Source organism: Streptomyces sp. NPDC046862, assembly GCF_040704615.1.
Classification (GTDB): domain Bacteria; phylum Actinomycetota; class Actinomycetes; order Streptomycetales; family Streptomycetaceae; genus Streptomyces.
Map to the genome: position 1 here is coordinate 72,124 of NZ_JBEYXP010000047.1, position 21,779 is coordinate 93,902.

General features: G+C 70.8%; 22 protein-coding genes. 5 read left to right on the forward strand and 17 right to left on the reverse strand.

From position 1 onward, the window contains the following. Positions 1-3: 3 nt before the first annotated feature. The 15 genes from hpnH to AB0959_RS39030 all read right to left on the reverse strand — a co-directional run bounded on the left by hpnH (position 4) and on the right by AB0959_RS39030 (position 15,883). Positions 4-1,026 carry an adenosyl-hopene transferase HpnH gene (gene hpnH, locus AB0959_RS38960; protein ID WP_366831504.1) on the reverse strand — a complete coding sequence of 341 codons (1,023 nt, stop codon included), beginning with the start codon at positions 1,024-1,026 and terminating at the stop codon, positions 4-6. Between the two features lie 5 nt (positions 1,027-1,031). Further along, a complete protein-coding gene (locus AB0959_RS38965) occupies positions 1,032-1,676 on the reverse strand; it encodes a 1-hydroxy-2-methyl-2-butenyl 4-diphosphate reductase (protein ID WP_366831505.1) in 645 nt (214 codons plus the stop codon). Position 1,677: 1 nt separating this feature from the next. Further along, the gene (shc, locus tag AB0959_RS38970) at positions 1,678-3,711 is read right to left on the reverse strand and encodes a squalene--hopene cyclase (protein WP_366831506.1); all 2,034 of its coding nucleotides are present in this window, start codon (positions 3,709-3,711) and stop codon (positions 1,678-1,680) included. Between the two features lie 136 nt (positions 3,712-3,847). Next, a complete protein-coding gene (locus AB0959_RS38975) occupies positions 3,848-4,984 on the reverse strand; it encodes a polyprenyl synthetase family protein (protein ID WP_366831507.1) in 1,137 nt (378 codons plus the stop codon). Continuing rightward, positions 4,984-6,411 carry a hydroxysqualene dehydroxylase HpnE gene (gene hpnE / locus AB0959_RS38980; protein ID WP_366831508.1) on the reverse strand — a complete coding sequence of 476 codons (1,428 nt, stop codon included), beginning with the start codon at positions 6,409-6,411 and terminating at the stop codon, positions 4,984-4,986. The genes AB0959_RS38975 and hpnE overlap by 1 nt, the downstream gene beginning before the upstream one ends. Then, entirely contained in the window at positions 6,408-6,548 is a 141-nt protein-coding gene (locus tag AB0959_RS38985) for a DUF6380 family protein (RefSeq protein ID WP_366831509.1), read from the reverse strand. Before AB0959_RS38985 ends, hpnE begins: the two co-directional genes overlap by 4 nt. After that, positions 6,548-7,510, reverse strand: coding sequence for a presqualene diphosphate synthase HpnD (hpnD, locus tag AB0959_RS38990; protein ID WP_366831510.1), 963 nt, complete (start codon positions 7,508-7,510; stop codon positions 6,548-6,550). Before hpnD ends, AB0959_RS38985 begins: the two co-directional genes overlap by 1 nt. Then, entirely contained in the window at positions 7,507-8,409 is a 903-nt protein-coding gene (hpnC, locus tag AB0959_RS38995; protein WP_366831511.1) for a squalene synthase HpnC, read from the reverse strand. The genes hpnD and hpnC overlap by 4 nt, the downstream gene beginning before the upstream one ends. A 414-nt stretch (positions 8,410-8,823) precedes the next feature. After that, positions 8,824-9,594 (reverse strand): ABC transporter ATP-binding protein, encoded by a 771-nt coding sequence (locus AB0959_RS39000; protein WP_366831512.1) that lies wholly within the window; start codon positions 9,592-9,594, stop codon positions 8,824-8,826. Continuing rightward, entirely contained in the window at positions 9,587-10,516 is a 930-nt protein-coding gene (locus AB0959_RS39005) for an ABC transporter permease (protein WP_366831513.1), read from the reverse strand. Before AB0959_RS39005 ends, AB0959_RS39000 begins: the two co-directional genes overlap by 8 nt. Positions 10,517-10,614: 98 nt before the next feature. Beyond that, positions 10,615-11,499 carry a glycosyltransferase gene (locus AB0959_RS39010; RefSeq protein WP_366831514.1) on the reverse strand — a complete coding sequence of 295 codons (885 nt, stop codon included), beginning with the start codon at positions 11,497-11,499 and terminating at the stop codon, positions 10,615-10,617. Beyond that, a complete protein-coding gene (locus AB0959_RS39015) occupies positions 11,496-12,275 on the reverse strand; it encodes a CDP-alcohol phosphatidyltransferase family protein (protein WP_366831515.1) in 780 nt (259 codons plus the stop codon). The genes AB0959_RS39010 and AB0959_RS39015 overlap by 4 nt, the downstream gene beginning before the upstream one ends. Beyond that, positions 12,253-13,314, reverse strand: a complete 1,062-nt coding sequence (locus AB0959_RS39020; protein WP_366831516.1) for an iron-containing alcohol dehydrogenase family protein — start codon at positions 13,312-13,314, stop codon at positions 12,253-12,255. The genes AB0959_RS39015 and AB0959_RS39020 overlap by 23 nt, the downstream gene beginning before the upstream one ends. After that, on the reverse strand, positions 13,302-14,054 hold the full coding sequence (locus AB0959_RS39025; protein WP_366831517.1) for a phosphocholine cytidylyltransferase family protein: 753 nt from the start codon (positions 14,052-14,054) through the stop codon (positions 13,302-13,304). The genes AB0959_RS39020 and AB0959_RS39025 overlap by 13 nt, the downstream gene beginning before the upstream one ends. After that, entirely contained in the window at positions 14,051-15,883 is a 1,833-nt protein-coding gene (locus AB0959_RS39030; RefSeq protein ID WP_366831536.1) for a DUF5941 domain-containing protein, read from the reverse strand. Before AB0959_RS39030 ends, AB0959_RS39025 begins: the two co-directional genes overlap by 4 nt. Before the next feature lie 292 nt (positions 15,884-16,175). Here AB0959_RS39030 and galE point away from each other — a divergent pair, with 292 nt between their 5' ends. From galE to AB0959_RS39055, 5 genes are all read left to right on the forward strand, one after another. Next, on the forward strand, positions 16,176-17,144 hold the full coding sequence (gene galE / locus AB0959_RS39035; protein ID WP_366831518.1) for a UDP-glucose 4-epimerase GalE: 969 nt from the start codon (positions 16,176-16,178) through the stop codon (positions 17,142-17,144). 143 nt (positions 17,145-17,287) lie between these two features. Then, positions 17,288-18,226, forward strand: coding sequence for a cation diffusion facilitator family transporter (locus tag AB0959_RS39040; protein ID WP_366831519.1), 939 nt, complete (start codon positions 17,288-17,290; stop codon positions 18,224-18,226). Positions 18,227-18,395: 169 nt separating this feature from the next. Then, positions 18,396-18,947 (forward strand): N-acetyltransferase, encoded by a 552-nt coding sequence (locus tag AB0959_RS39045; RefSeq protein WP_366831520.1) that lies wholly within the window; start codon positions 18,396-18,398, stop codon positions 18,945-18,947. Positions 18,948-19,083: 136 nt separating this feature from the next. After that, on the forward strand, positions 19,084-19,677 hold the full coding sequence (gene idi / locus AB0959_RS39050; protein ID WP_366831521.1) for an isopentenyl-diphosphate Delta-isomerase: 594 nt from the start codon (positions 19,084-19,086) through the stop codon (positions 19,675-19,677). A gap of 375 nt (positions 19,678-20,052) precedes the next feature. Next, positions 20,053-20,286 (forward strand): alpha/beta hydrolase, encoded by a 234-nt coding sequence (locus AB0959_RS39055; RefSeq protein ID WP_366831522.1) that lies wholly within the window; start codon positions 20,053-20,055, stop codon positions 20,284-20,286. 167 nt (positions 20,287-20,453) lie between these two features. On the opposite strand, the gene AB0959_RS39060 is transcribed toward AB0959_RS39055, so the two are convergent. Next, entirely contained in the window at positions 20,454-20,963 is a 510-nt protein-coding gene (locus tag AB0959_RS39060; RefSeq protein ID WP_366831537.1) for an ATP-binding protein, read from the reverse strand. Between the two features lie 174 nt (positions 20,964-21,137). Beyond that, positions 21,138-21,749, reverse strand: coding sequence for a DUF308 domain-containing protein (locus AB0959_RS39065; protein WP_366831538.1), 612 nt, complete (start codon positions 21,747-21,749; stop codon positions 21,138-21,140). Positions 21,750-21,779 lie beyond the last annotated feature (30 nt).

Below are 21,779 nucleotides of genomic sequence, written 5' to 3' on the forward strand. Positions count from 1 at the left end.
ACATCACCCGTTGTTTCCGGAGACGGTCTCGCGCATGGCGCGCAGCGACTCCTTCAGGGAGCCCATGGTGGCGAGGACGGCGGTCGGCTCGTAGCCGCAGTGGGCCATGCAGTTGGCGCAGCGCGGGTCCTTGCCGCGGCCGTACTTGTCCCAGTCGGTGTCCTCGATGAGCTCCCGGTACGTCGGCACGTACCCGTCGCTCATCAGGTAGCAGGGCCGCTGCCAGCCGAACAGCGAGTAGTTGGGAATCGCCCACGCCGTGCAGGGGAAGTCGACCTTGCCTTCGAGGAAGTCCAGGAACAGCGGCGAGTGGTTGAGCCGCCAGCGGCGCCGGTTGCCGCCCGCGAAGGCCTTCTTGAACAGCTCGCGGGTCTGCTCCACGCCCAGGAAGTGCTCCTGGTCGGGCGCCTTCTCGTAGGCGTAGGCGGGCGAGATCATCATCTCGTCGACCTTGAGGTCGTCGTTGAGGTAGTTGAGCACCTCGATGATCGTCTGCGGTGTGTCGGTGTTGAAGAAGGTCGAGTTGGTGGTCACCCGGAAGCCGCGCTTCTTGGCCTCCTTGATGGCCTCCACGGCCTCGTCGAACACCCCCTCCTTCGCCACCGACTCGTCGTGCCGCTCGCGCAGCCCGTCGATGTGCACGGCGAACGCGAAGTACGGCGACGGCTCGAACTTGTCCATCTTCTTGCGCATCAGCAGCGCGTTGGTGCACAGGAAGACGTATTTCCGCCTGGCGACCAACTGCCGCACGATCTCGTCGATCTGAGGGTGCATCAGAGGCTCACCCCCGGCGATGGACACCATCGGCGCACCCGACTCCAGGACGGCGCCCACGGCTTGCGCCACCGGCATGCGCTGCTTCAGCACACCTGCCGGATGCTGGATCTTCCCGCAGCCCTCGCACTTCAGGTTGCAGGCGAAGAGCGGTTCGAGTTCGACGATGAGCGGAAACTTGTCCCGCCGGCGCAGCTTCTGTTCAAAGAGATAGGTCGCGACCTTGATGGACTGTCGGAGCGGCATGGCCATCTGGCTCACCTCCTGGGGAGCGGCAAAGATCGGTGCCATTCGAAAAAAGCGGGTACGACGGCACGAAGAACGCGGAAAGCTGATATTCCACCGCGTACTGTGCCGATCCGGACGAGTTCATGTTCTGGAGCGTCCACGACCACCCGGACGGCCGCAACCGGGCGCGCGCCCTGGCGCAGGGCGCTCTGGAGCGTGGCGGCGGACTCCATGTCCACGGCGATCGCGCCGGTGGCGAGCAGTTCCGCCCGTTCGTGCCCGCGTACGACGTGGTCCGAACCGGTGAGTGGACCGGTGTGCACGGTGCGCCCGGGCACGGCGCGTGCCAGCTCCTTGACCAGCAGGTCGGTGCCCTCGCACGGCGTGACAGCGCCGTGCGGCCCCCGGGTCTCCTCGGCGACGACGAGGTCACCGGGGTGCATGCCCGGCGCGAGCCCGGCGCAGAAGCCGGTGGCCAGGACGGCTGCCCCGCGCAGGGCCGGATCGCCGAGCGCCCGCGTGACCGAGCGCTCGGCCGCCCGGGGCCCCATGCCGGTGCGCAGCACGGTGACCGGGCCTCCCCCGCCGCCACGGTCCCCCCTGCGCAGGGCGAACCGCTCGATGCCGAGCGCGCAGGCGATCAGCAGCGGGGCCGGGGCGGGAGCGTCGCTCACGTCAGCTCCCCTGGCCCGGCGCGGCCGGCGTCTCGGCCGGTGCCTTGATGACGGTCGGCTCACCGTGGACGTACCGGCCGAGCGCTGTCAGCGGGAAGACCTGCCGGTAGAGGTGGTAGTTGATCGAGAAGTCCCAGGGGAAGCCGGTCCCGGTGAAGTACGGCTCGTCCCAGGAGCCGTCCTCCCGCTGGGTGCCCGCGAGCCAGTCGATCCCGCGCTCCACGGCCTTTGCGTCCCGCTCCCCCGCCGCCAGCAGCGCGAGCAGGGCCCACGCGGTCTGGGAGGCGGTGGAGGCGCCCTTGCCGCTCCACTCGGCGACGTCGCGGTAGGAGCGCAGGTCTTCGCCCCAGCCGCCGTCGTCGTTCTGCACGGTCTCCAGCCACGCGACGGCCCGGCGGATCGCGGGGTGCGAGGCGGGCAGCCCGGCGGCCACCAGTGCCGGGACCACCGACCCCGTTCCGTACACGTAGTTGACGCCCCAGCGCCCGAACCACGAGCCGTTCGCTTCCTGTTCGGCGAGCAGCCATTCGACGCCGCGGCGGGTGCGCTCGTCGTGGGCGAGCCCTTCCACGGCCAGCATCTCCACGACGTGCGCGGTGACGTCGGCTGACGGCGGGTCGATGACCTCGCCGAAGTCGCAGAAGGGCAGCTTGTTGGGGAACGGACTGGTGTTGTCGACGTCGAAGGCGCCCCACGCGCCGTTCTTCGACTGCATGCCGAGGTTCCAGCGCACTCCTCGCGCGATCGCCTTGTCCACGCGTTCGGGGTCGGGGTGCTTGACGCGGCGCAGCGCGAGGGCGACCTCGGCGGTGTCGTCGATGTCCGGGTAGTTGTCGTTGTGGAACTCGAACGCCCAGCCGCCGGGCGGGAGTCCTGGTCTGCGCACCGACCAGTCCCCGGGCCGCACGATCTCCTCGCCGAGCATCCAGTCCGTGGCTCTCACCAGTTGCGGGTGGTCGGCGGGCAGCCCGGCGTCGACGAGGGCGATGGTCGCGAGGCAGGTGTCCCAGACGGGCGACTGGCAGGCCTCGATCATCCGGGCGCCGTCCTCGCGCCACACGGCGAACCGATCCAGGGACTCCAGCCCGGCGCGCAGGACGGGGTGCTGAAGGTCGTAGCCGAGCAGGTGCAGGGCGATGACCGAGTACACGGCCGGGGGCTGGATGCCACCCCAGCAGCCGTCGTTCTCCTGCCGCTCGATGATCCAGCGGGCCGCGCTGTTCATGGCCGCTCTGCGCAGTCTCTTCAGGGCCACCTTGTGGTAGCCGTGCAGGGCCTTGTCGAGCCGCTGGAAGACACCGTCCCAACTGACCACCGGGGCAAGGGGTTTGACCGGGTTCGGACGGCCGGGGTCGGTGTGCAGTTCGTCCAGCGGGAAGGGCGCGGGCCGCACCGGCCGCTTCGCCGAGACGACGGTCAGAGGCACTATCGTCTGCCGCGCCCAGCATCCGAAGTCATAGATGTTGAGCGGCATCCACTTCGGGAAGTAGATGAGCTCCGGCGGGAGTTCAGGCAGGTCCTCCCACTTCCACCAGCCGAACAGGGCGAGCCAGATCCGGGTGAAGACGCGCGAGGCGGCGATACCGCCCTGGTCGCGGATCCACTGCGACGCCCTGGCCATGTGCGGGGCGTCCGGGGCGTCCCCGGCCAGGCGCAGCGCGACGTACGCCTCGACGGTGGTGGAGAGTTCACCGGGACCGCCGAAGAAGGTGGCCCAGGTGCCGTCCTCGCGTTGCTCGCCGCGGATGAAGAGGGCGGCGGCGTGCGTGGTCTTCTCGTCGCGGATGCCCAGGAACTGACGCAGGAGCAGGTCCTCGGCGTCCATGGTGACGTTGGTCTCCAGGTCGCCCTTCCACCAGCCCTGGGCGTCCTGGCGCGAGAGCAGGAAGTCGGTGGCGCGCGCCACCGCACGCACGGCGGCATCCGCGGCCCCTGCCGCCCCTGGGGTGTCGTTGTCGGACTCGGTGTCGGATTCGCTGGCCGAGGCAGCGCGGGGCGGTGGTGCCCCGGTGCTTCCGTCGGTCGTCGCTGTCATGGCTTCCCCTTCGTGCAGTGGCATGTCTCTGCTGTGGGTCCGCCGTCGGCCGGTGCTGTCCCTGTGCCCGAGGCACCGGCCGGCGACTACGCGAGGATTATTCGACCGATAGGGATCATCTCTTTCCCTTGAGTGATCATCTCTTTCGTACGACGACGAAGTCGGCGAGCGCCACGAACTGGGCCCGCACCCGGTCCGGCATCTTGATCTCGTCCAGGGCGTCGAGGGCGATCCGGTGCTGGCGCCGGGCCTCCTCGGTGGTCCAGGCGCGCCCGCCGGCCTCCTCGATGAGGGCCGCGCGGGCGGCGAACTCCTCCTCGGAGAAGTTCTCGAAGTCGCTGGTCTTGGCGTCGGCGGCGAGGATCTCGCCGAGCCGCTCGGAGGCCTGGCCGCCCGCCGCGAGCGCGGCCACCACCGGCAGGGACTTCTTGCGCTGGCGCAGGTCGCTCCAGGTCTGCTTGCCGGTGGCCACCGGGTCGCCCCAGATGCCCAGCAGGTCGTCGACGGCCTGGAAGGCGAGACCGAGGTGGTAGCCGTACTTCTCCAGCGTGTCGGCCGTGTGGTCGTCGGCGCCGCCGAGGACCGCGCCGATCGAGCAGGCGCAGGCGAGCAGGGCGCCGGTCTTGTTGCCCTCCATCTCCAGGCACTCCGCGACGCTGACACGGTCGCGGTGCTCGTAGGAGATGTCCTGGGCCTGGCCGTCGATGAGGGCCCGGGTGGCCGTGGTCAGGCGGCGGGTGGCGCGGCCGGCCTCGACGGTGCCGAGCTCCAGGAGGATCTCGTTGGCGAGCGCCATGAGGGCGTCGCCGACGAGGATGGCCTGCGCCGGGCCGTGCACCTTCCAGACGGTGTCGCGGTGGCGGCGCTGCTCGTCGCCGTCCATCAGGTCGTCGTGCAGCAGGGAGAAGTTGTGCACCAGCTCGACCGCGACCGCGCCGGGGATGCCGACCTCGGGTGCCGCCTCGGTGACCTCGGCGGACAGCACGGCGAGCGCGGGGCGTACGGCCTTGCCGCCGTCCCCGTCGGCGGGGTTGCCCTCGGCGTCGATCCAGCCGAAGTGGTAAGCGGCGACCGTGTCCATGGGCGGCGCCAGTCGGTCGACGGCCGCCCTCAGCACCGGGGTGGCCAGGGTCCGGCCGCGCTCCAGGAGCGCGGTCACGTCCACCGCGGTCTCTCGCGCGGCCGTGGAGGCCGGGGGCACAGTGGGCACAGTCTCTCCTCTTGTTGCGGTGCGGGAGGTGCGGGGGTCCGCCTCGCGTCGCTCGTCGAGCATCAGGCTGCCTCCTCGAAGTCGAAGAGATGGTCGCGAGGCCGGCCCAGGGCGCCCAGTGCGGCGTCCGCCGCGCTGATGCCACTGCGGACCGCACTCTCCATGGTCGCGGGCCACCCTGTGGCGGTCCACGCTCCGGCCAGGTACAGGCCGGGGGCCTTGGTGCGGGCGCCGGGCCGCAGCCGCCCGACACCGGGAGTGGGAGCGAACGTCGCCGTGCGCTCCCGGGTCACGAAGAAGTCCCGCACGCCCGCGCCACGCGTGGCCGGCAGCAGCCGCTCCAGCTCCGGCAGGTACCGCTCCCGCAGATCGGACACGGGTGCGTCGATCTCGTCCCGCGCCGCCGACTGCGACAGCGCCAGGTACTGGCCCTCGCCGAGCCCGGACGCCCCGGTCCGGTCGAAGACCCACTGCACCGGGGTGCCGAGCGCCGCGAAGAACGGCTTGCCGAGCACCTTCCGGTCGTACACCACATGGATGTTGAGGATCGGCGCCGTGCCGATCTCCAGCAGCCGCCCGGGGTGGTCGAGCGCCCCCGCGGGCAGCAGGTCGTGCGCCTCGCGCTGTGGCACGGCGAGGACGACGGCGTCCACGTCGAGAGTCTCTCCGGGAACCCGAACCGCCCAACGCCCGTCTTCGTGAGGGGAGATGGAGGTGACGCGGGTGCGGAGCGAGGTGCGGACGCCCGCCGAGTCGAGCGCCTTGCGGGCCAGCCCGTCGTGCAGGTCGCCCAGCGGGACGCGCGCCCAGCCGATGTCGGCCGCGCCCGGGTCGGACAGCAGACCGGTCTTGAAAACCATCGCGGCGAGCCCGAGAGAGGCGTCCTGGGCCACCGCGTTGAGGGTGGCGACCCCCACGAGGTCCCACAGTGCCTCGACGGCACGCGCCGACTGACCGTGCGCGGCGAGCCAGCTGCCGAAGTCCTGCGTGTCCAGCGCGGGGTCCGCGAGGTCGAGTGCCTTGAGCGCGAGTGCGGCACGCCCCACTTTCGCGCGCTCGGCGAACGAGAGGTGCGGGTACGTGGCGAGGCCGCGCCCGAGATGCAGCGGCACGGGCAGCGCGTCGCGCCGCAGTCGGCCGAGCCGCCGTCCCGGCCGGGCCAGGGCGTCGAGTACGGGCACGTCGAGACGGTCCTGCAAGGGGGCGAGCGCGGTCCCCTCGACCCGGTCGAGGAACCAGCGGTACGCGGTGCAGCAGCGCAGGTACACGTGCTGGCCGTTGTCGACGGTCAGGTCGCCGCGCCGGAACGAGAACGCCAGTCCGCCGAGCCGTGGCCGCCCTTCGAGCAGGGTGACCCGCACTCCGGCGTCCGCCAGCGACAGCGCGGCGGTGATCCCGGCGAGCCCCCCGCCGACCACGACGGCCTCCCGCACCGGGCGGCCCGGGCCGTCCGTGTCGAGCAGCTCCTCGGACTGTGTGCCGTCCGTCATCGCGCACCCTCCCCCGCGGCGCGGCCGTGGTGCGTGAACGCTCCTCGGCGGGCCGTCGCAGTCTGGGACGCGACCGGGCGGCGGAGGGTTGCGTGCCGCTTTTCGCCGGTGGAGTCACCTTGGACCGGATTGTCCATCAGGTGCGCCTCCTGACGGCCCGGCTGACAGTCCGGCGGGTCACATGGCGGGCGTCGAGCCCGGACAGCCCGCGCACGGCGACGTACGCCTTCTCGCGCCCCGGCAGCGAGACGCGACCGCGCAGCACGGCCTCCGGCTCGCGCTCGATGCGGTCGAGGAGCCGGCGGTAGATGCCGGCCATGGCTGCGACACAGGCGCCGCTGCGGCGGTCGAGCATGGGCAGCAGCCGGTAGCCCTCGGCGAACAGAGCGCGGGCCCGGCGCACTTCGAAGTGGACGAGGCCCGCGAAGTCGGAGTCGGGCGGTGGGACCGGCCGTCCGAACCCGGCCGAGCAGCCGAACTTGGCCAGGTCGTCGGCGGGCAGATAGGTGCGCCCGCCCTGGGCGTCCTCGCGAACGTCCCTGAGGATGTTGGTCAGTTGAAGCGCGAGCCCCAGCGTGTCGGCGTATTCGGGAGCGCGCTCGGCGCCGCGCGCTCCCGGTTCCGTACCGAACACACCCAGAGAGACACGGCCGATGGCGCCCGCCACGCAGCGGCAGTAGACCTTGAGGTCGTCCCAGGTCTCGTACGTCTCGCCGCGGACGTCCATCAGGACGCCGTCGATGAGTTCGTCGAGACCGCCGAGCGGGATCGGGAACTGCTTGCTCGCGTGCGCGAGGGCGACCGCTACCGGGTCGGTCTCGTCCTCGTCGACGCCGTCCTCGCGGATCCGGGCGAGCAGGGCCCGGGTGTCCTCGAGTCTGGCCACCTTGGTGTCGGGTGCGAGCGCGCCGTCGCCGATGTCGTCGACGCGCCGCGAGAACGCGTAGACCGCGGACATCGCGCGGCGCTTGGGCGTCGGCAGCAGTCTGATGCCGTACGCGAAGTTTCGGGCCTGCTGTCCGGTGACGGCCTCGCAGTAGCTGTAGGCGGCGAGTACCGGTGCGGACGCGTGTGGCTCGGGCTCCACGGTCCGGATCACCCCTCTCCTCGCAGAGTCACGCCCACCTCGCGCAGCAGTCGGAGCTTGCCGGGCTTGGGCGGGCCGGGAAGTACGTCGTGTTCGGCGGCGGCGATCGCACGGATCGCCACCCTTCCCCCCGCCACGAATCCCGCAAGGAGCAGCCTCAGCCTGCCGTGGACGCTACCCACCAGAGGGGTGCCTTCACTCAGCAGGTCACGGGCGCGTTGTGCTTCGTACGCAACCAGTGCGCGCACCGATGCGCCTGCCGTGGTCGCGGCGAGATCCGCCTCCTGGACGTGAAAGCGCTTCATGTCCTCGGCGGGCAGATAGATACGGTCGCGGTCGAGGTCCTCGGCCACGTCCTGGAGGTGTTCGACGATCTGCAGGGCCGTGCAGACGGCGTCGGAGCGGCGCACGCGCTCGGGGGTGGAGGTGCCGGTGACGGCGAGGACGAGGTGGCCTACGGGGTTGGCGGACAGTTCGCAGTACGCGAGGAGGTCGTCGTAGGTCTCGTATCTCCGGACGACCTGGTCCTGACGGTTGGCGGCGACCAGACGGAGGAAGGGCTCGGGCGTCAGACCGTGACGGCGGACGGTGAGCTGGAGACGGCGGAGCAGCGGGTGACGGGGGCCGCCGTCGAACACCCGGCCGAGGTCGTCCTCGAAGGCGTCCAGCAGGACGAGCCGGTCCTCGGCCTCCTCCGGGGACACGCCGAGCAGACGGGCGTCGGCTCCGCCGGGCGCGAGGTCGCCGTCCCCGATGTCGTCGACGAGGCGGGCGAAACCGTAGACGGCCATCAGGTCGGCGCGCCAGGCCCTGGGCAGGAAGAACGGCGCCACCGGAAAGTTCTCGGACGCGGCCTTGTCGAGGGTGCCGCGCTCCGGGTCGCCGGTGCGCGCCGTCCCGGCTTCGGTCACCGCTCGTCACCCGGCGCGGGGACGGCAGGAGCGTCGCGGAGCTGGGGAGTTTCCGTAGCCATGGCCGTCACATCTCCCGTTCTACACTGCCGACCCAATGCACACTATTTCGGACACGCCGCCCAGCGGTCGGCTCGGCACAGCGCTTGCCGGTGTCGCGCATTATGGCCCTACTTGCCGTTATTCGGCACCGGTACAGCTTACGTTGTACAACGTGCCGTGCTCCGTCAGGGTGTCCTGCACATCACAAGAACACACCGATTGGCCCCAAGATTCCTGACCTGTACCGGAGTTGGGATCTTCTTTGCCGTATGGGACCGCCCGTCGCGGAGGGGGTTGACGTGCTCCGCGCGCCGGACCCCGCCGGAGGCGTTCCGACGGGGTCCGGTGTGTGCTGGTGGCGAAACGTACCGGCTACTTGCCGGTGAACTTCTCGTACTCCTTCAGGACCTCCTCGGTGGCCCCGTCCATCCGCAGCTCGCCGCGCTCCAGCCACAGGACGCGGTCGCAGGTGTCGCGGATCGACTTGTTGTTGTGGCTCACCAGGAACACCGTGCCGGCCTCCTTGCGCAGCTCGCGGATGCGGGCCTCGGACCGCTTCTGGAACTTGCGGTCACCGGTGGCGAGGGCCTCGTCGATCATGAGGACGTCGTGGTCCTTGGCCGCCGCGATGGAGAAGCGCAGACGCGCCGCCATGCCGGAGGAGTACGTGCGCATCGGCAGGGTGATGAAGTCGCCCTTCTCGTTGATGCCGGAGAAGTCGACGATCTCCTCGTAGCGCTCCCTGATCTGCTCGCGGGACATGCCCATCGCGAGGCCGCCCAATATGACGTTCCGTTCGCCCGTCAGGTCGTTCATCAGGGCCGCGTTGACACCGAGGAGCGAGGGCTGGCCGTCGGTGTAGACCTTGCCCTTCTCGGCGGGCAGCAGACCGGCGATGGCGCGCAGCAGGGTGGACTTGCCGGAGCCGTTGGAACCGATCAGGCCGATGGCCTCGCCGCGGTAGGCGGTGAAGGAGACGCCTCTGACGGCGTGCACCTTGCGCACACCGCGCTCCTCGCCGCCGCGCTTGAGGATGCGGCTGAGGGCTGCGGTGGCGCTGCCCTTTCCGGTCTTGGCGCCGTTGACGCGGTAGACGATGTGCAGCTCGTCCGCGATGACGGTGGGAATGGGTGCCTCAGCCACGGCCGTACCGCTCCTCCGCCTTCCAGAAATACACGAAACCGCCGAGCGCGACGAGTACCGCCCAGCCACCCGCCACCGCCCACACGTGCGGGGGCAGATTGTCCCTGCTGTACCCGTCGATCAGCGCGAAGCGCATGAGGTCCATGTAGATCGCGGCGGGGTTCCACTGGAGGACGTCGGAGATCCACTCGGGCTTGCCCTTGAGCATGATCGGGATGGAGAACATCACACCCGACGCGTACATCCAGGTCCGCATGACGAACGGCATCAGCTGCGCGAGATCCGGCGTCTTCGACCCCATCCGGGCCATGATCATCGCAAGGCCGGTGTTGAAGAGGAACTGCAGGGCGAGCGCCGGGAGGATCAGCAGCCAGGACAGACGGGGGTAGCTGCCGAAGCCGACCGCCACGAGGAAGAGCACGATCATCGAGAAGAGCAGCTGCTGGAGCTGCTGCAGCGAGAACGAGACCGGCAGTGCGGCGCGCGGGAAGTGCAGGGCGCGCACCAGGCCGAGGTTGCCGGAGATCGCCCGTACGCCTGCCATCACCGAGCTCTGTGTGAAGGTGAAGACGAAGACACCCGTGACCAGGAACGGGATGTAGACCTCTTGGCCCATGCCCTTGTCGGCGCCCAGGATCAGACCGAAGATCAGGAAGTACACCAGCGCGTTGAGCAGCGGGGTCGCCACCTGCCACAGCTGACCGAGCTTGGCCTGGCTGTACTGGGCGGTGAGCTTCGCCTGGGAGAAGGCGATGATGAAGTGGCGGCGCCCCCAGAGCTGGGCGACGTACTCACCGAGTCCGGGCCGGGCTCCGCTGACCGCGAGTCCGTACTTGGCGGCCAGCTCGGCGGCGGAGAGTCCCTCGTCGGGCGACGGTCGGTCGCTCACGGCGACCCCGCCGTCATGCGTTGTCTCACTCACAAGTGGAAACTTTCGTCCTCAAAAGTGCGCAGGCTGGTCGGGCCCAGGCAGAAACCCGGCTCCCGGGTACCGCCGAATGCTCTCAGATATCGAGGTTGTCAGATGACGGGCGGTCGGCCCAGTCGGGTCAGACGCCACACCGTACGCCACTTCATGGGGCGGCGGGGGCCGCACGCGGTCGTCCAGCCCTCCTTGAAGCCGCCCAGCCAGGCCCTGAGCGCGGGCCGCGAGGGCCTGCGGACCAGCGTCAGCAGAACCCAGACGCCCAGGTAGACCGGCACCAGGAGCGCGGGGAGGTTGCGGCGCGCGAGCCAGACCCGGTTGCGCGCGACCATCCGGTGGTAGACCGCGTGCCGGGAGGGCGCGGTCGTGGGGTGGTACAGCACCATGTCGGACCGGTAGTCGATCATCCAGCCCGCGTCGAGGGCCCGCCATGCCAGGTCGGTTTCCTCGTGTGCGTAGAAGAATTCGTCCGGAAGCCCGCCGACTTCGGCGAGAACCTTCGTCCGGACGGCGTTGGCGCCGCCGAGGAACGTGGTCACCCGGGAGGAACGCATCGGGTCGGCGGCCCGCAGGCGGGGCACGTGGCGCCGCTGGGTGACGCCGGTGTCCGGGTCGGCTATGCGGAAGCTGATGATCCCGAGCTCGGGGTCGTCCGCGAAGGCCGTGCGGCACAGCTCGGCGGTGTCGTGGTGCGCGAGCAGGCCGTCGTCGTCGAGGAACAGCAGGATGTCGACGTCGGTACCACCGGGACCGAAGGCCTCGATGCCGACGTTGCGGCCGCCGGGGATGCCGAGGTTCTCGGGCAGTTCGACGGTGCGTACGCCGTCGGGGACCTCCGGCACCGGGGAGCCGTTGCCGACGACGACCGCCTCGACCCGGTCGCCGTCCTGCTTGGCGACCGAGTCGAGGAGGGCGCGCAGCTCGTCGGGGCGGTTGCCCATGGTGATGATGACCGCGCCGACCTTCATGCCGCTGCTCACTTCAGCCTGCTGGAGGCGAGGATGGACACCAGGTGCAGCAGCGTCTGCAGCAGCGCGATGCCGGCCAGTACGGCGACGCCGAGCCGCGAGAAGAACAGGTCGCCCCTGGCCTGGTCCAGGACCGCGAGGACCAGGATCAGCAGCGACGCCTCGACACCGAGGACGAGCCGGTGGAACTTCAGCGCGGCGGCGGCCTTGCGGGCCAGCGCCATGCCGGAGGAGCGCGGCGCGGAGGCCGACTCCTGGACCGGCGGCATCCCCTGCTGGTGACGGGCGACTCCGACGAGGTCCGTCTCGGCCTTGATCAGGATGGCGCCGAGGGCGGCGAGGGTGCCGAGGAAGGCCCACAGCCAGTCGATCCTGCCGGAGCCCCACAGGTCGGCGGCGCGCAGCCCGAAGCCGACCAGCACGGCGGCGTCGCACAGGTAGGCGCCGACCCGGTCCACGTAGACGCCGACCATCGAGTACTGCTTGCGCCAGCGGGCGATCTCGCCGTCGACGCAGTCGAACAGCAGGTACAGCTGGACCATCAGCACACCGAGGACGGCGCCCGGTATGCCCGGCACCAGCAGGGCCGGGGCGGCGAGGACGCCGAAGAAGGTCATCAGGTACGTCAGCTGATTGGGCGTGACCCGCGTGTCCACCAGGTGCCGGTCGATGCGCAGCGAGACCTCGCGCATGTAGAGCCGGCCGGCCCAGTGCTCGCCGCTCCGCCGGTCCTTCACACCCGGAGGGTGAACAACCGGGCGGAGTTCAGCTACCGATGGCTTTGGCATAGTCGGCGTACGCGTCCCTGATCTGGTCGGTGGACAGGTCGAGGTGTTCGAGGATCGTGTAGCGGCCGGGCCGGGTCTGCGGCGCGAACTCCACGACCTGGACGAACTCGTCCGCCGTGAAGCCGATCTCGTCCGGCAGGACCGGCAGGCCGTGGCGGTGGAGCACCTCGGCCATGAACGCCGACTCCTCCTTCGCCCCGCGCAGGTACATCGCGAAGGCCGCACCCAGGCCGCACTGCTCGCCGTGGCTGGCGGCGCGCTTGGGGAAGAGCAGGTCGAAGGCGTGGTTGATCTCGTGGCAGGCACCCGAGGCGGGGCGCGAGTCGCCCGCGACCGACATCGAGATACCGGTGAGGACCAGGCCCTCGGCGAGCACCTGGAGGAAGCCGTCGTCGCCGACGCCGCCGGGGTGGCGCAGCACGGCCTCACCGGCCTGGCGGGCCATGGCGGCCGCGAGACCGTCGATGGCCTCGCCCTTCTCGCGGGCGGCGAGCTCCCAGTCCGCGACCGCGGAGATGTTGGACAGGGCGTCGCCGATGCCGGAGCGCACGAAACGGACGGGGGCCTCGCGGATGACGTCGAGGTCGATGACGACCGCGATCGGGTTCGGCACACCGTAGGAGCCGCGGCCCGCGTCGTTGTCGAGGGTCGCCACGGGTGAGCACAGGCCGTCGTGCGACAGGTTCGTCGCGACGGCGACCAGGGGCAGCCCGACCCGGGCGGCGGCGAACTTGGCGCAGTCGATGATCTTGCCCCCGCCGAGGCCCACGACCGCGTCGTAGTGCCCGCGCTTCATGGCGTCGGCCAGCTTGATCGCGTCGTCCAGGGTGCCGCCGCCGACCTCGAACCAGTCGGCCTTGGGCAGCGCCGGGAGGACCCGCTCGCGCAGCTTGGCGCCGGAGCCGCCGCTGATCGCGACGGCCAGCCGGCCGGACGACGAGATCCGCTGGTCCGCGAGGACCGTCGCCAGGTCGTCGAGCGCGCCCGCGCGGATGTCGACGACGATCGGCGAGGGGATGAGCCTCGTCAGTACTGGCACGCGATCACGCGTCCCTTGGCGAGGTCGTCGTGGTTGTCGATCTCGACCCACTTGACGTCGCCGATGGGCGCTACGTCGATGCGGAAGCCGCGGTTCACGAGCTCCTGGTAGCCGTGCTCGTAGAACTGCTGCGGGTCGGTCTCGAAGACCGTCTTCAGCGCGTCGGCCAGCTCGTCGGCGGCCTCGCCCTCGATGAGGGTGACGCCGATGTACTCGCCGGTCGCCTCGGCCGGGTCCATCAGCTTGGTGATCTTCGTCATGCCGCCCTCGGGGCCGACGACGACCTTCATCTCCTCGTCGGCCAGGGACTTCACCGTGTCGAGGGCCAGGATGATCTTCTTGCCGTCGCCGCGGGCGGCGAGCAGGGTCTTCTCGACGGAGACCGGGTGCACGGTGTCGCCGTTGGCGAGGATCACCGAGTGCTTGATGGCGTCACGGCCGCACCACAGGGAGTAGGCGTTGTTCCACTCCTCGGCCTTGTCGTTGTCGATGAGGGTGATCTTGAGGCCGTACTTCTGCTCCAGGGCCTCGCGCCGCTCGTACACGGCCTCCTTGCGGTAGCCGACGATGATCGCGACCTCGGTCAGGCCGATCTCGGCGAAGTTGCCGAGGGTGAGGTCGAGCACAGTGATGCTGTCCTCGTCGCCTTCGGGGCCGACCGGCACCAGTGCCTTGGGCAGGGTGTCGGTGTAGGGGCGAAGACGCCGTCCGGCGCCGGCCGCCAGCACGAGGCCGATCATGCGGGTTCTCCTTCATCGTGTACGGCGGGTGCGCCGGTTTTATGGGCAGTCACCCAGAAGCGGATGCTCTCGACGAGCACCACCAGCGCCACGGCCACGGCGAGCACCGTGAGCGCGACCTTGAACTCTGTGGGCGCGAGCAGCGCGGCCAGGACGGTGACCAGCAGCGTCCTGCCTTCGTGCCCGCCGATCGCCCGCACCAGCCAGTGCGGCGGCGCGCCGGCGTTGCCGCGGATGCGGTACACCGTGTCGTAGTGATGGTAGGCGACGGCCGCCACCAGCCCGAATGCTGCTGGAAGCGCCCCGTTCACATCGGCTTTGGCTGCCAGTAGCAGAACCGTGCAGTACTCGGCGGCACGGAAGAAGGGCGGAACGAGCCAGTCCAGGGCGCCCTTGAGGGGACGCGCGACGGCGGCGCCCGCGTTGAGGACGTAGATCACCGCGAAGACGACGGGCAGCCAACTCCCGTAGGGCTCCGCCCAGGTCCAGAACCCCAGGAGGACGGCAGCACCCGCCGCACCCGACAGCCCGGGGCTGATTTTCTCCCCCTTGACGCCTGCGCGACGCAGAGCGCGCGCCACCGCTTCGGCGAGCGGCCCTGAGTCCGCGAGGTCCGCCAGTGCCTGGGTCGCGCGGTCCGTCCTCTGGGCCTTGCGCGTCAGCGACCGCAGCACACGGCCCGCCGTGGTGTACGTCGCGGCGAACGCGCACCCGATGAGCAGCGCGTAGAAGGTGATACGAGGAGTGGTGGCCGCCGTCAGCACGGCGATCATCGCCCAGCGTTCGCCGATCGGGAGCACGATCATCCGGCGTACCCACACCGTCCAGCCGACGCCGTCGAGCTTGGTCGAAAGGGCCGCGGTGGGGCTGGTGTTGGCGGTCGCGGCCGCACTGTCGACGTTCGCCTCGTTGAAGGAGAAGTCGACGACGTGACGGCAGGTCTGCAGGACCATCGCGCCGAGGGCGAGCGCCCACACGTCGTCACCGCCGCGGGCGGCGCCGAGGGCGAGACCGGCGTAGTAGGCGTACTCCTTGGCGCGGTCGAAGGTGGCGTCGAGCCAGGCACCGAGCGTCGAGTACTGCAGCGAGTAGCGCGCGAGTTGTCCGTCGGTGCAGTCGAGGACGAAGGAGAAGATGAGCAGCGCGCCGGCCGCGACGAAGCCGCCGCGGGTGCCGGTGGCCGCGCAGCCCGCCGCGATCAGGGCGGTGAGCAGGGACGCGGTGGTGACCTGGTTCGGGGTCAGGCCGCGACGGGCGCACCAGCGGGCGATGTAGCGGGAATAGGGACTGACGCAGTACGTGGTGAAGAAGCCGTCGCGGGACTTCACGGCCGTACGCAGCCGGACGGCCTCGTCGTCGACGGCGGCCACGGCCTGGCGGGCCTCGTTGCGGGCCTGGGGGTCGGCGGGGACCTCGGCGACGAGGGTGCCGAGTTCGGGGCGGTGCACGGCGACGCCGTCCGCGTCGAGGGCGTCGGCGAGACGGTCGGCGAGGTTGTCCACGGCGAGGGCGATACCGCCCGTGGTCGCGGAGCTCTCGTGGGCCACCGCGCGGGTCAGGGCCTGCCGGGCGGCGGGCTGGACGGTCACGGCGCCGGGCAGCGAGGCGGCCGGGAAGCGAGGGTCGGTGAGGCCGAGGCGCAGCGCGTGGACGTGGCCCACGAAGCGGGCGTCGACGAGGGCGACCCGGTGTCCGGCGGGCACCTGGGCGAGGAGCGTCTCGGCGTCACCGGCGTCGGAGGCGACCCACACGTCGAAGCCGAGCGACCGCAGATCGCCCTCCAGCGACGATCCGGGCACCGGCTGACCGGTGAGGATGGCGGTCGACAGACGAACTCACTCCCTGGGTGCCGACGCGGTGGCGCCGGGCGTGTGCGTGTGGGGGCACCCCTGGCCCACGATGGCCGGGCGGCGTGTCGGCAGAGGCTATCGGATGATGGGAATGGAGCGTTCACCGGCCGTTCACGGCCTGCTCAACCCGGTCTGCTGCGCCTGCTGCCTGCGATCATCATCGGGGATTCCGGGGCCGCACGACAAACCCGCCGTCGCACATGCCTTCGCAGATCAGGGCATTGTGTGGCATTCCGCTCGGGGTGCCGGTCGCGGCTTAGGGTGGGGAGCCATGACGTGGCTGATCACAGGCGGAGCCGGGTACATCGGGGCACATGTGGCACGGGCCATGGCCGGTGCCGGGGAGCGCGTGGTGGCGCTCGACGATCTGTCGGCCGGGGTGCCGGCCCGGCTCCCGGCGGAGATCCCGCTGGTGCGGGGTTCGGCGCTGGACGGCGACCTGCTGAAGGGGGTGCTGGCCGAGCACTCCGTGACGGGTGTGGTGCATCTCGCGGCCCGCAAGCAGGTGGCCGAGTCCGTGGCGCAGCCGACGCGCTACTACCAGGAGAACGTGGGCGGTCTCGCGACGCTTCTGGAAGCGGTGGCCGAGGCGGGCGTCAGGCGGTTCCTGTTCTCCTCGTCCGCGGCGGTGTACGGCAACCCGGATGTGGAGCTCATCACCGAGGACACCCCGTGCGCGCCGGTGAACCCGTACGGCGAGACGAAGCTCACCGGAGAGTGGCTGGTGCGGGCGGCGGGCCGGGCCCACGGCATCGCGACGGTGTGTCTGCGCTACTTCAACGTGGCGGGCACGGCGGCGCCGGAACTGGCCGACACCGGCGCGTTCAACATAATCCCGATGGTCTTCGACCGGCTCACCCGCGACGAGGTTCCGCGCGTCTTCGGCGACGACTACCCGACGCCGGACGGCACCTGCGTCCGTGACTACATCCACGTCGCCGACCTCGCCGAGGCGCACGTCGCGGCGGCCCGGCGGCTGACCGAGGGCGCCACGGGCGATCTCACGGTGAACATCGGCCGTGGCGAGGGTGTGTCGGTCCGCGAACTCATCACCCTCATCGGAGAGGTGAGCGGTGACCGGCGTCCCCCGCTCGTCGAGCCGCGCCGTCCGGGGGACGCCCCGCGCGCGGTCGCCTCGGCCGAACTGGCCGCCCGGGAGCTGGGCTGGACGGCCCGGCGCGGGGTGCGCGAGATGGTCGAGTCGGCCTGGGCCGGGTGGCGGCTGCACCATGGCGGATGATCTCTCCAAGGCCTTGACCTGCGATTCGTTTCCGCAGGTCAAGGCACATGACAACGGTGTTCAGTGCCGCGTTGCCATATACCCCCCACCCGTAGTTCACTGGTGATCCCGAGCAGACCTGAAGAGGCCGAAAGGGCGGAGTCATGGGGGCTGGGCACGATCACGGGCACGCGCACGGAGCGCCGGCCGGCGGGACCGCTACGGCGGCGTACCGCGGGAAGCTACGGGTCGCGCTGTCGATCACGCTCACCGTCATGGTGCTGCAGATCGTCGGCGGGATCCTCGCCGATTCGCTGGCGCTGATCGCGGACGCGGCCCACATGGCCACGGACGCCGTGGGGTTGGCGATGGCTCTGCTGGCGATCCACTTCGCGGGCCGTCCGGCGAGCGACAAACGTACGTTCGGGTACGCACGCGCCGAGATCCTCGCCGCGCTCGCCAACTGCGTGCTGCTGCTCGGCGTCGGCGGCTTCCTCCTGTACGAGGCCGTCGAGCGCTTCATCACACCGGCCGACACCAAGGGCGGGCTCGCCATCGCGTTCGCGCTGGTCGGCCTGGTGGCGAACATGATCTCGCTCACGCTGCTGATGCAGGGACAGAAGGAGAGCCTGAACGTACGCGGCGCCTTCCTGGAGGTGGTGGCGGACGCGCTGGGTTCCGTGGCGGTGCTGGTCGCCGGACTCATCATCCTGACGACGGGCTGGCAGGCCGCCGACCCGATCGCCTCACTGGTCATCGGCCTGATGATCGTCCCCCGTACGGTGAAGCTGCTGCGCGAGACGCTCGACGTCCTGCTGGAGTCGGCGCCGAAGGACGTCGACATCGCGGAGGTGCGGGCGCACATCCTCGCGCTGCCCGGCGTCGAGGACGTCCACGACCTGCACGCGTGGACCATCACCTCCGGTATGCCGGTCCTCTCCGCGCACGTGGTCGTCACCCCCGAGGCGCTCGGCGCCATCGGCCACGAGAAGATGCTGCACGAGCTCCAGGGCTGCCTCGGGGACCACTTCGACGTCGAGCACTGCACCTTCCAGCTCGAACCGAGCGGGCACGCGGAACACGAGGCGAAGCTCTGCCACTGAGTGCTAGCGTGACCGGTGATTCGAGGAGGTGGGTTGATGACTGTCGCGTTCGGCGCTGCCCTGCGCAGCGACTCGTGTGTCCCCACCTCCCGGGCCAGCGGCTGACCCGCTCTCGTCATCTCGTCTCGTCGAGGCGTCGGCCCGGCCCATTCACCCAAGGGTTTTCACGTTGACCGACACCATCGACAACTCTGAACAGACCTCTGAGCCCGGCATCTCGTGGCGTACGCGCCCGGAGACCCCCGCCGACCGCGCCGAGGTGTACGAGCTGACCGCCGCCGCCTTCGGCAGGGCGGAGGAGGCCGACCTGGTGGAGGCGCTGCGCGCCGACGCCGGGGCCTGGCTGCCGGACCTCTCGTACGTCGCCGAAGGGCCGGGCGGTTCCGTCGCGGCGTACGCGCTGATCACCCGCTGCCACGTCGACGAGGTGCCCGCGCTCGCGCTGGCGCCCGTCGCCGTACGGCCCGAGTGGCAGCGGCGGGGAGCGGGAGCGGCGGTCGTACGCGCGGTGCTGGAGGCGGCACGGGGGCGCGAAGAGCGGCTCGTGCTCGTACTCGGGCACCCCGAGTACTACCCGCGCTTCGGTTTCCTGCCCGCTTCGGAGTACGGCATCAGGCCCGGATTCGACGTGCCGGACGAGGCCATGATGGCGCTCGTCCTGAGCGGTTCCGCGTCCGTGGCACCGGGCACGATCAGGTATCCCGCCGCTTTCGGCGTCTGATCCGCGTCTGATCCACGCGAGCACGCGTGTCCCGCTCCGGGGTGCCGGGGCGGGACATGCGGGGTGGCGTGAAGTGCCGGGAGTGCCGCTTTCGTACGGCAGACTTGAGACTCGACGAACGAGGCGAAGGACGGGCATGCCGATCACACCTGCCACCGCGATGCACAGTTCACCGAACAGCACCACGGAAGCGATCCTGCTGGAACTGGTCGACGAGGACGGCACCACCATCGGCACGGCGGAGAAGCTCGCCGCCCACCAGCCGCCCGGGCAGCTTCACCGGGCCTTCTCCGTGTTCCTCTTCGACGAGCGCGGCCGGCTGCTGCTCCAGCAGCGCGCCCTCGGCAAGTACCACTCCCCCGGCGTCTGGTCGAACACCTGCTGCGGCCACCCGTACCCGGGCGAGGCGCCCTTCGCGGCGGCGGCCCGGCGGACGTACGAGGAGCTCGGGGTCTCCCCGTCGCTGCTCGCCGAGGCGGGCACCGTCCGCTACAACCACCCGGATCCGCACTCGGGCCTGGTGGAGCAGGAGTTCAACCACCTCTTCGTGGGACTGGTGCAGTCCCCGCCGCGGCCCGACTCCGAGGAGGTCAGGGCGACGGCCTTCGTGACACCCGCCGAGCTGGCGGAGCGACACGCGAAGGACCCGTTCTCGTCCTGGTTCATGACCGTGCTGGACGCGGCCCGGCCGGCGGTCAGGGAACTGACGGGCACCTCCGCGGGCTGGTAGCCGGGACGGGCGGGACCTACGGGTCCAACCACCGCGTTCCGGCACCCGCCACCGCCCACCGCCGGGCACCGCACAGCCCGGTCCTTGATCGCCTTCGGCCACTGACCCGTTTGGCGGGGAACGTTTTGACTCGGTGCCGCCTCCTGGCATGCCGAAGCGGGCCCCCGGTCACGGCCGCCGCCGGCAGACCGCTCCCGAGCGCCGAAGGGGCGAGGCACAGCCGGCCGGACCGCGTGGGTCTGGTCGGACACGACTGGGGCGCCACGTCGGCCTCCGGATGTGCCTGCGGGCACCGGAGCGGTTCAGCGGTGACCTGGCGCAACATGGCGCATCCATGGGTCAGACAGCGGGCCGACCGGGCCGTGCTGCGCCGCCGTGTTCTGGCAGTACGTGGTCCGGGAGATCCCGGCGTTACCGCGCGGCACGTGGCGCGGACGGCGGCTGACCGTCCCGACCGTGCTGCTGGGTGGTGAACGGGACAACGTGATACGGCCGTCCATGCCGGCCGGGGGGGGCAAGGGCCACGCGGACGATCTCACCGTACGGATCGTGCCGGGCGCCGGCCACTTCCTGCCGCGCGAGAGCCCGACGCCGTCGCCGCGGCGATGAGGGAGCTGTTCGTGACGGGCCGTTGAACGGCCAGGGGCGTGAGGCCGCCCCCGGCGCGACCTCACGGCGGCTGAGGTTCACCTGCTGAGCCGTCCATCATCGCAGCCCAGAACGGCTACCGCGCGGCACACCGCACCGCGGCAGGACCAGCTCCTGGGCTCATTCGTCTAGGCGAAGTGCACGCGGTGCAGCGGCATGGCGGCCCAGATCACCTTGCCGCCGCTCGCCGTGTGCTCCACGTCGCACGCGCCGCCCGCCTCCCGGGCGATCTCCCGGACGAGCAGCAGCCCCCGGCCGCCGGTCCTGGCGTGGTCTGCCTCCAGGGCGGTCGGACGGTAGGGGTGGTTGTCCTCCACCGCGACGCGCACCCAGTCGGCCCCGACGGCGACCTCCACGGCGATCGTCGGCGACAGGAGCGCCGCGTGTTTGACCGCGTTGGTCACCAGCTCGGAGACGATCAGCAGCAGCCCGTACCCCAGATCGTCCGTGACGGGCACGCCCTGGCGGGCGAGCAGGTCACGGACGGCGCGCCGCGCCCGCGGCACCGAGGCGTCGACGGCCGGAGCCGTGAACCGCCAGACCCCTTCGTACGGCAGTGGTCCCGGCGGTCGGCGGTCGGGGGACGCGTCCCCGCCGCCCTCAGAGCGGGGGCCGGGCCCTCGCTCCTGGTCGTCCATCGTCCGGTCGCCGCCCTTGCGCTCGATTGTCACCACACGTCGAGTGTTGGGAACGCATAAGTGCGGACCGGAGCACTGAACACAAGTCAGCGTGTATCGACGGCTTCGCGCCCGTCTGTGAACGGTGTGGTCGGCGCCGCGACCACACCTGTTCTCATCGTGCCGCCTTCGGAGTTATTCGGGTTGTACGCGTTTGACGCCGGGCTCGCCCGGTTTCTTCTGGGCGGCCAGCCGGTCCTGGACCACGCCGACGATGCGCCGCCCGCCGTACCCGGTCGCGATCAGACCGAGTCCGTCGAAGAGCAGCGCGAGGGAGAACAAGGTGCCCATGACGTACTTGCTGCTCGGCCAGGCGGCCAGCACCACGATGCCGAGGAGCAGGTCGAAGGCGCCCTGGAGGAGGGTCCAGCCGAACTGCGCGCCGCGCACCACGAGACTGCCGATCACCCGGAACACCCCGCCGGTCAGGAACAGCAGCGCGCCGAACATGGCGAGGGCCTCGGCCCCCGCCTCGGGCCTGCGGATGAGGACCGCGCCCGCCGCGATGTTCAGGGCGGCGACCACCACGCCGAGCCAGAAGAAGGTGGTGCCGCGGGCCTGGACCGCCTGGAGCAGCCCGACCACGCCGCCGATCAGCAGCAGCCAGCCGTACAGGAGCATCGAGGTCGTCAGGGTGGCGAACGCGGTGTAGAAGAGCCCCACGAGTCCCGCGAGCACCAGGATCACGCCGAGTGCGCCGATCCAGCTGAAGCCGAGGCGCAGCCCGGCGGTCTCGTCATGCTTCATCCGTGTCATCGGGGCCTCCTCACACCGGGC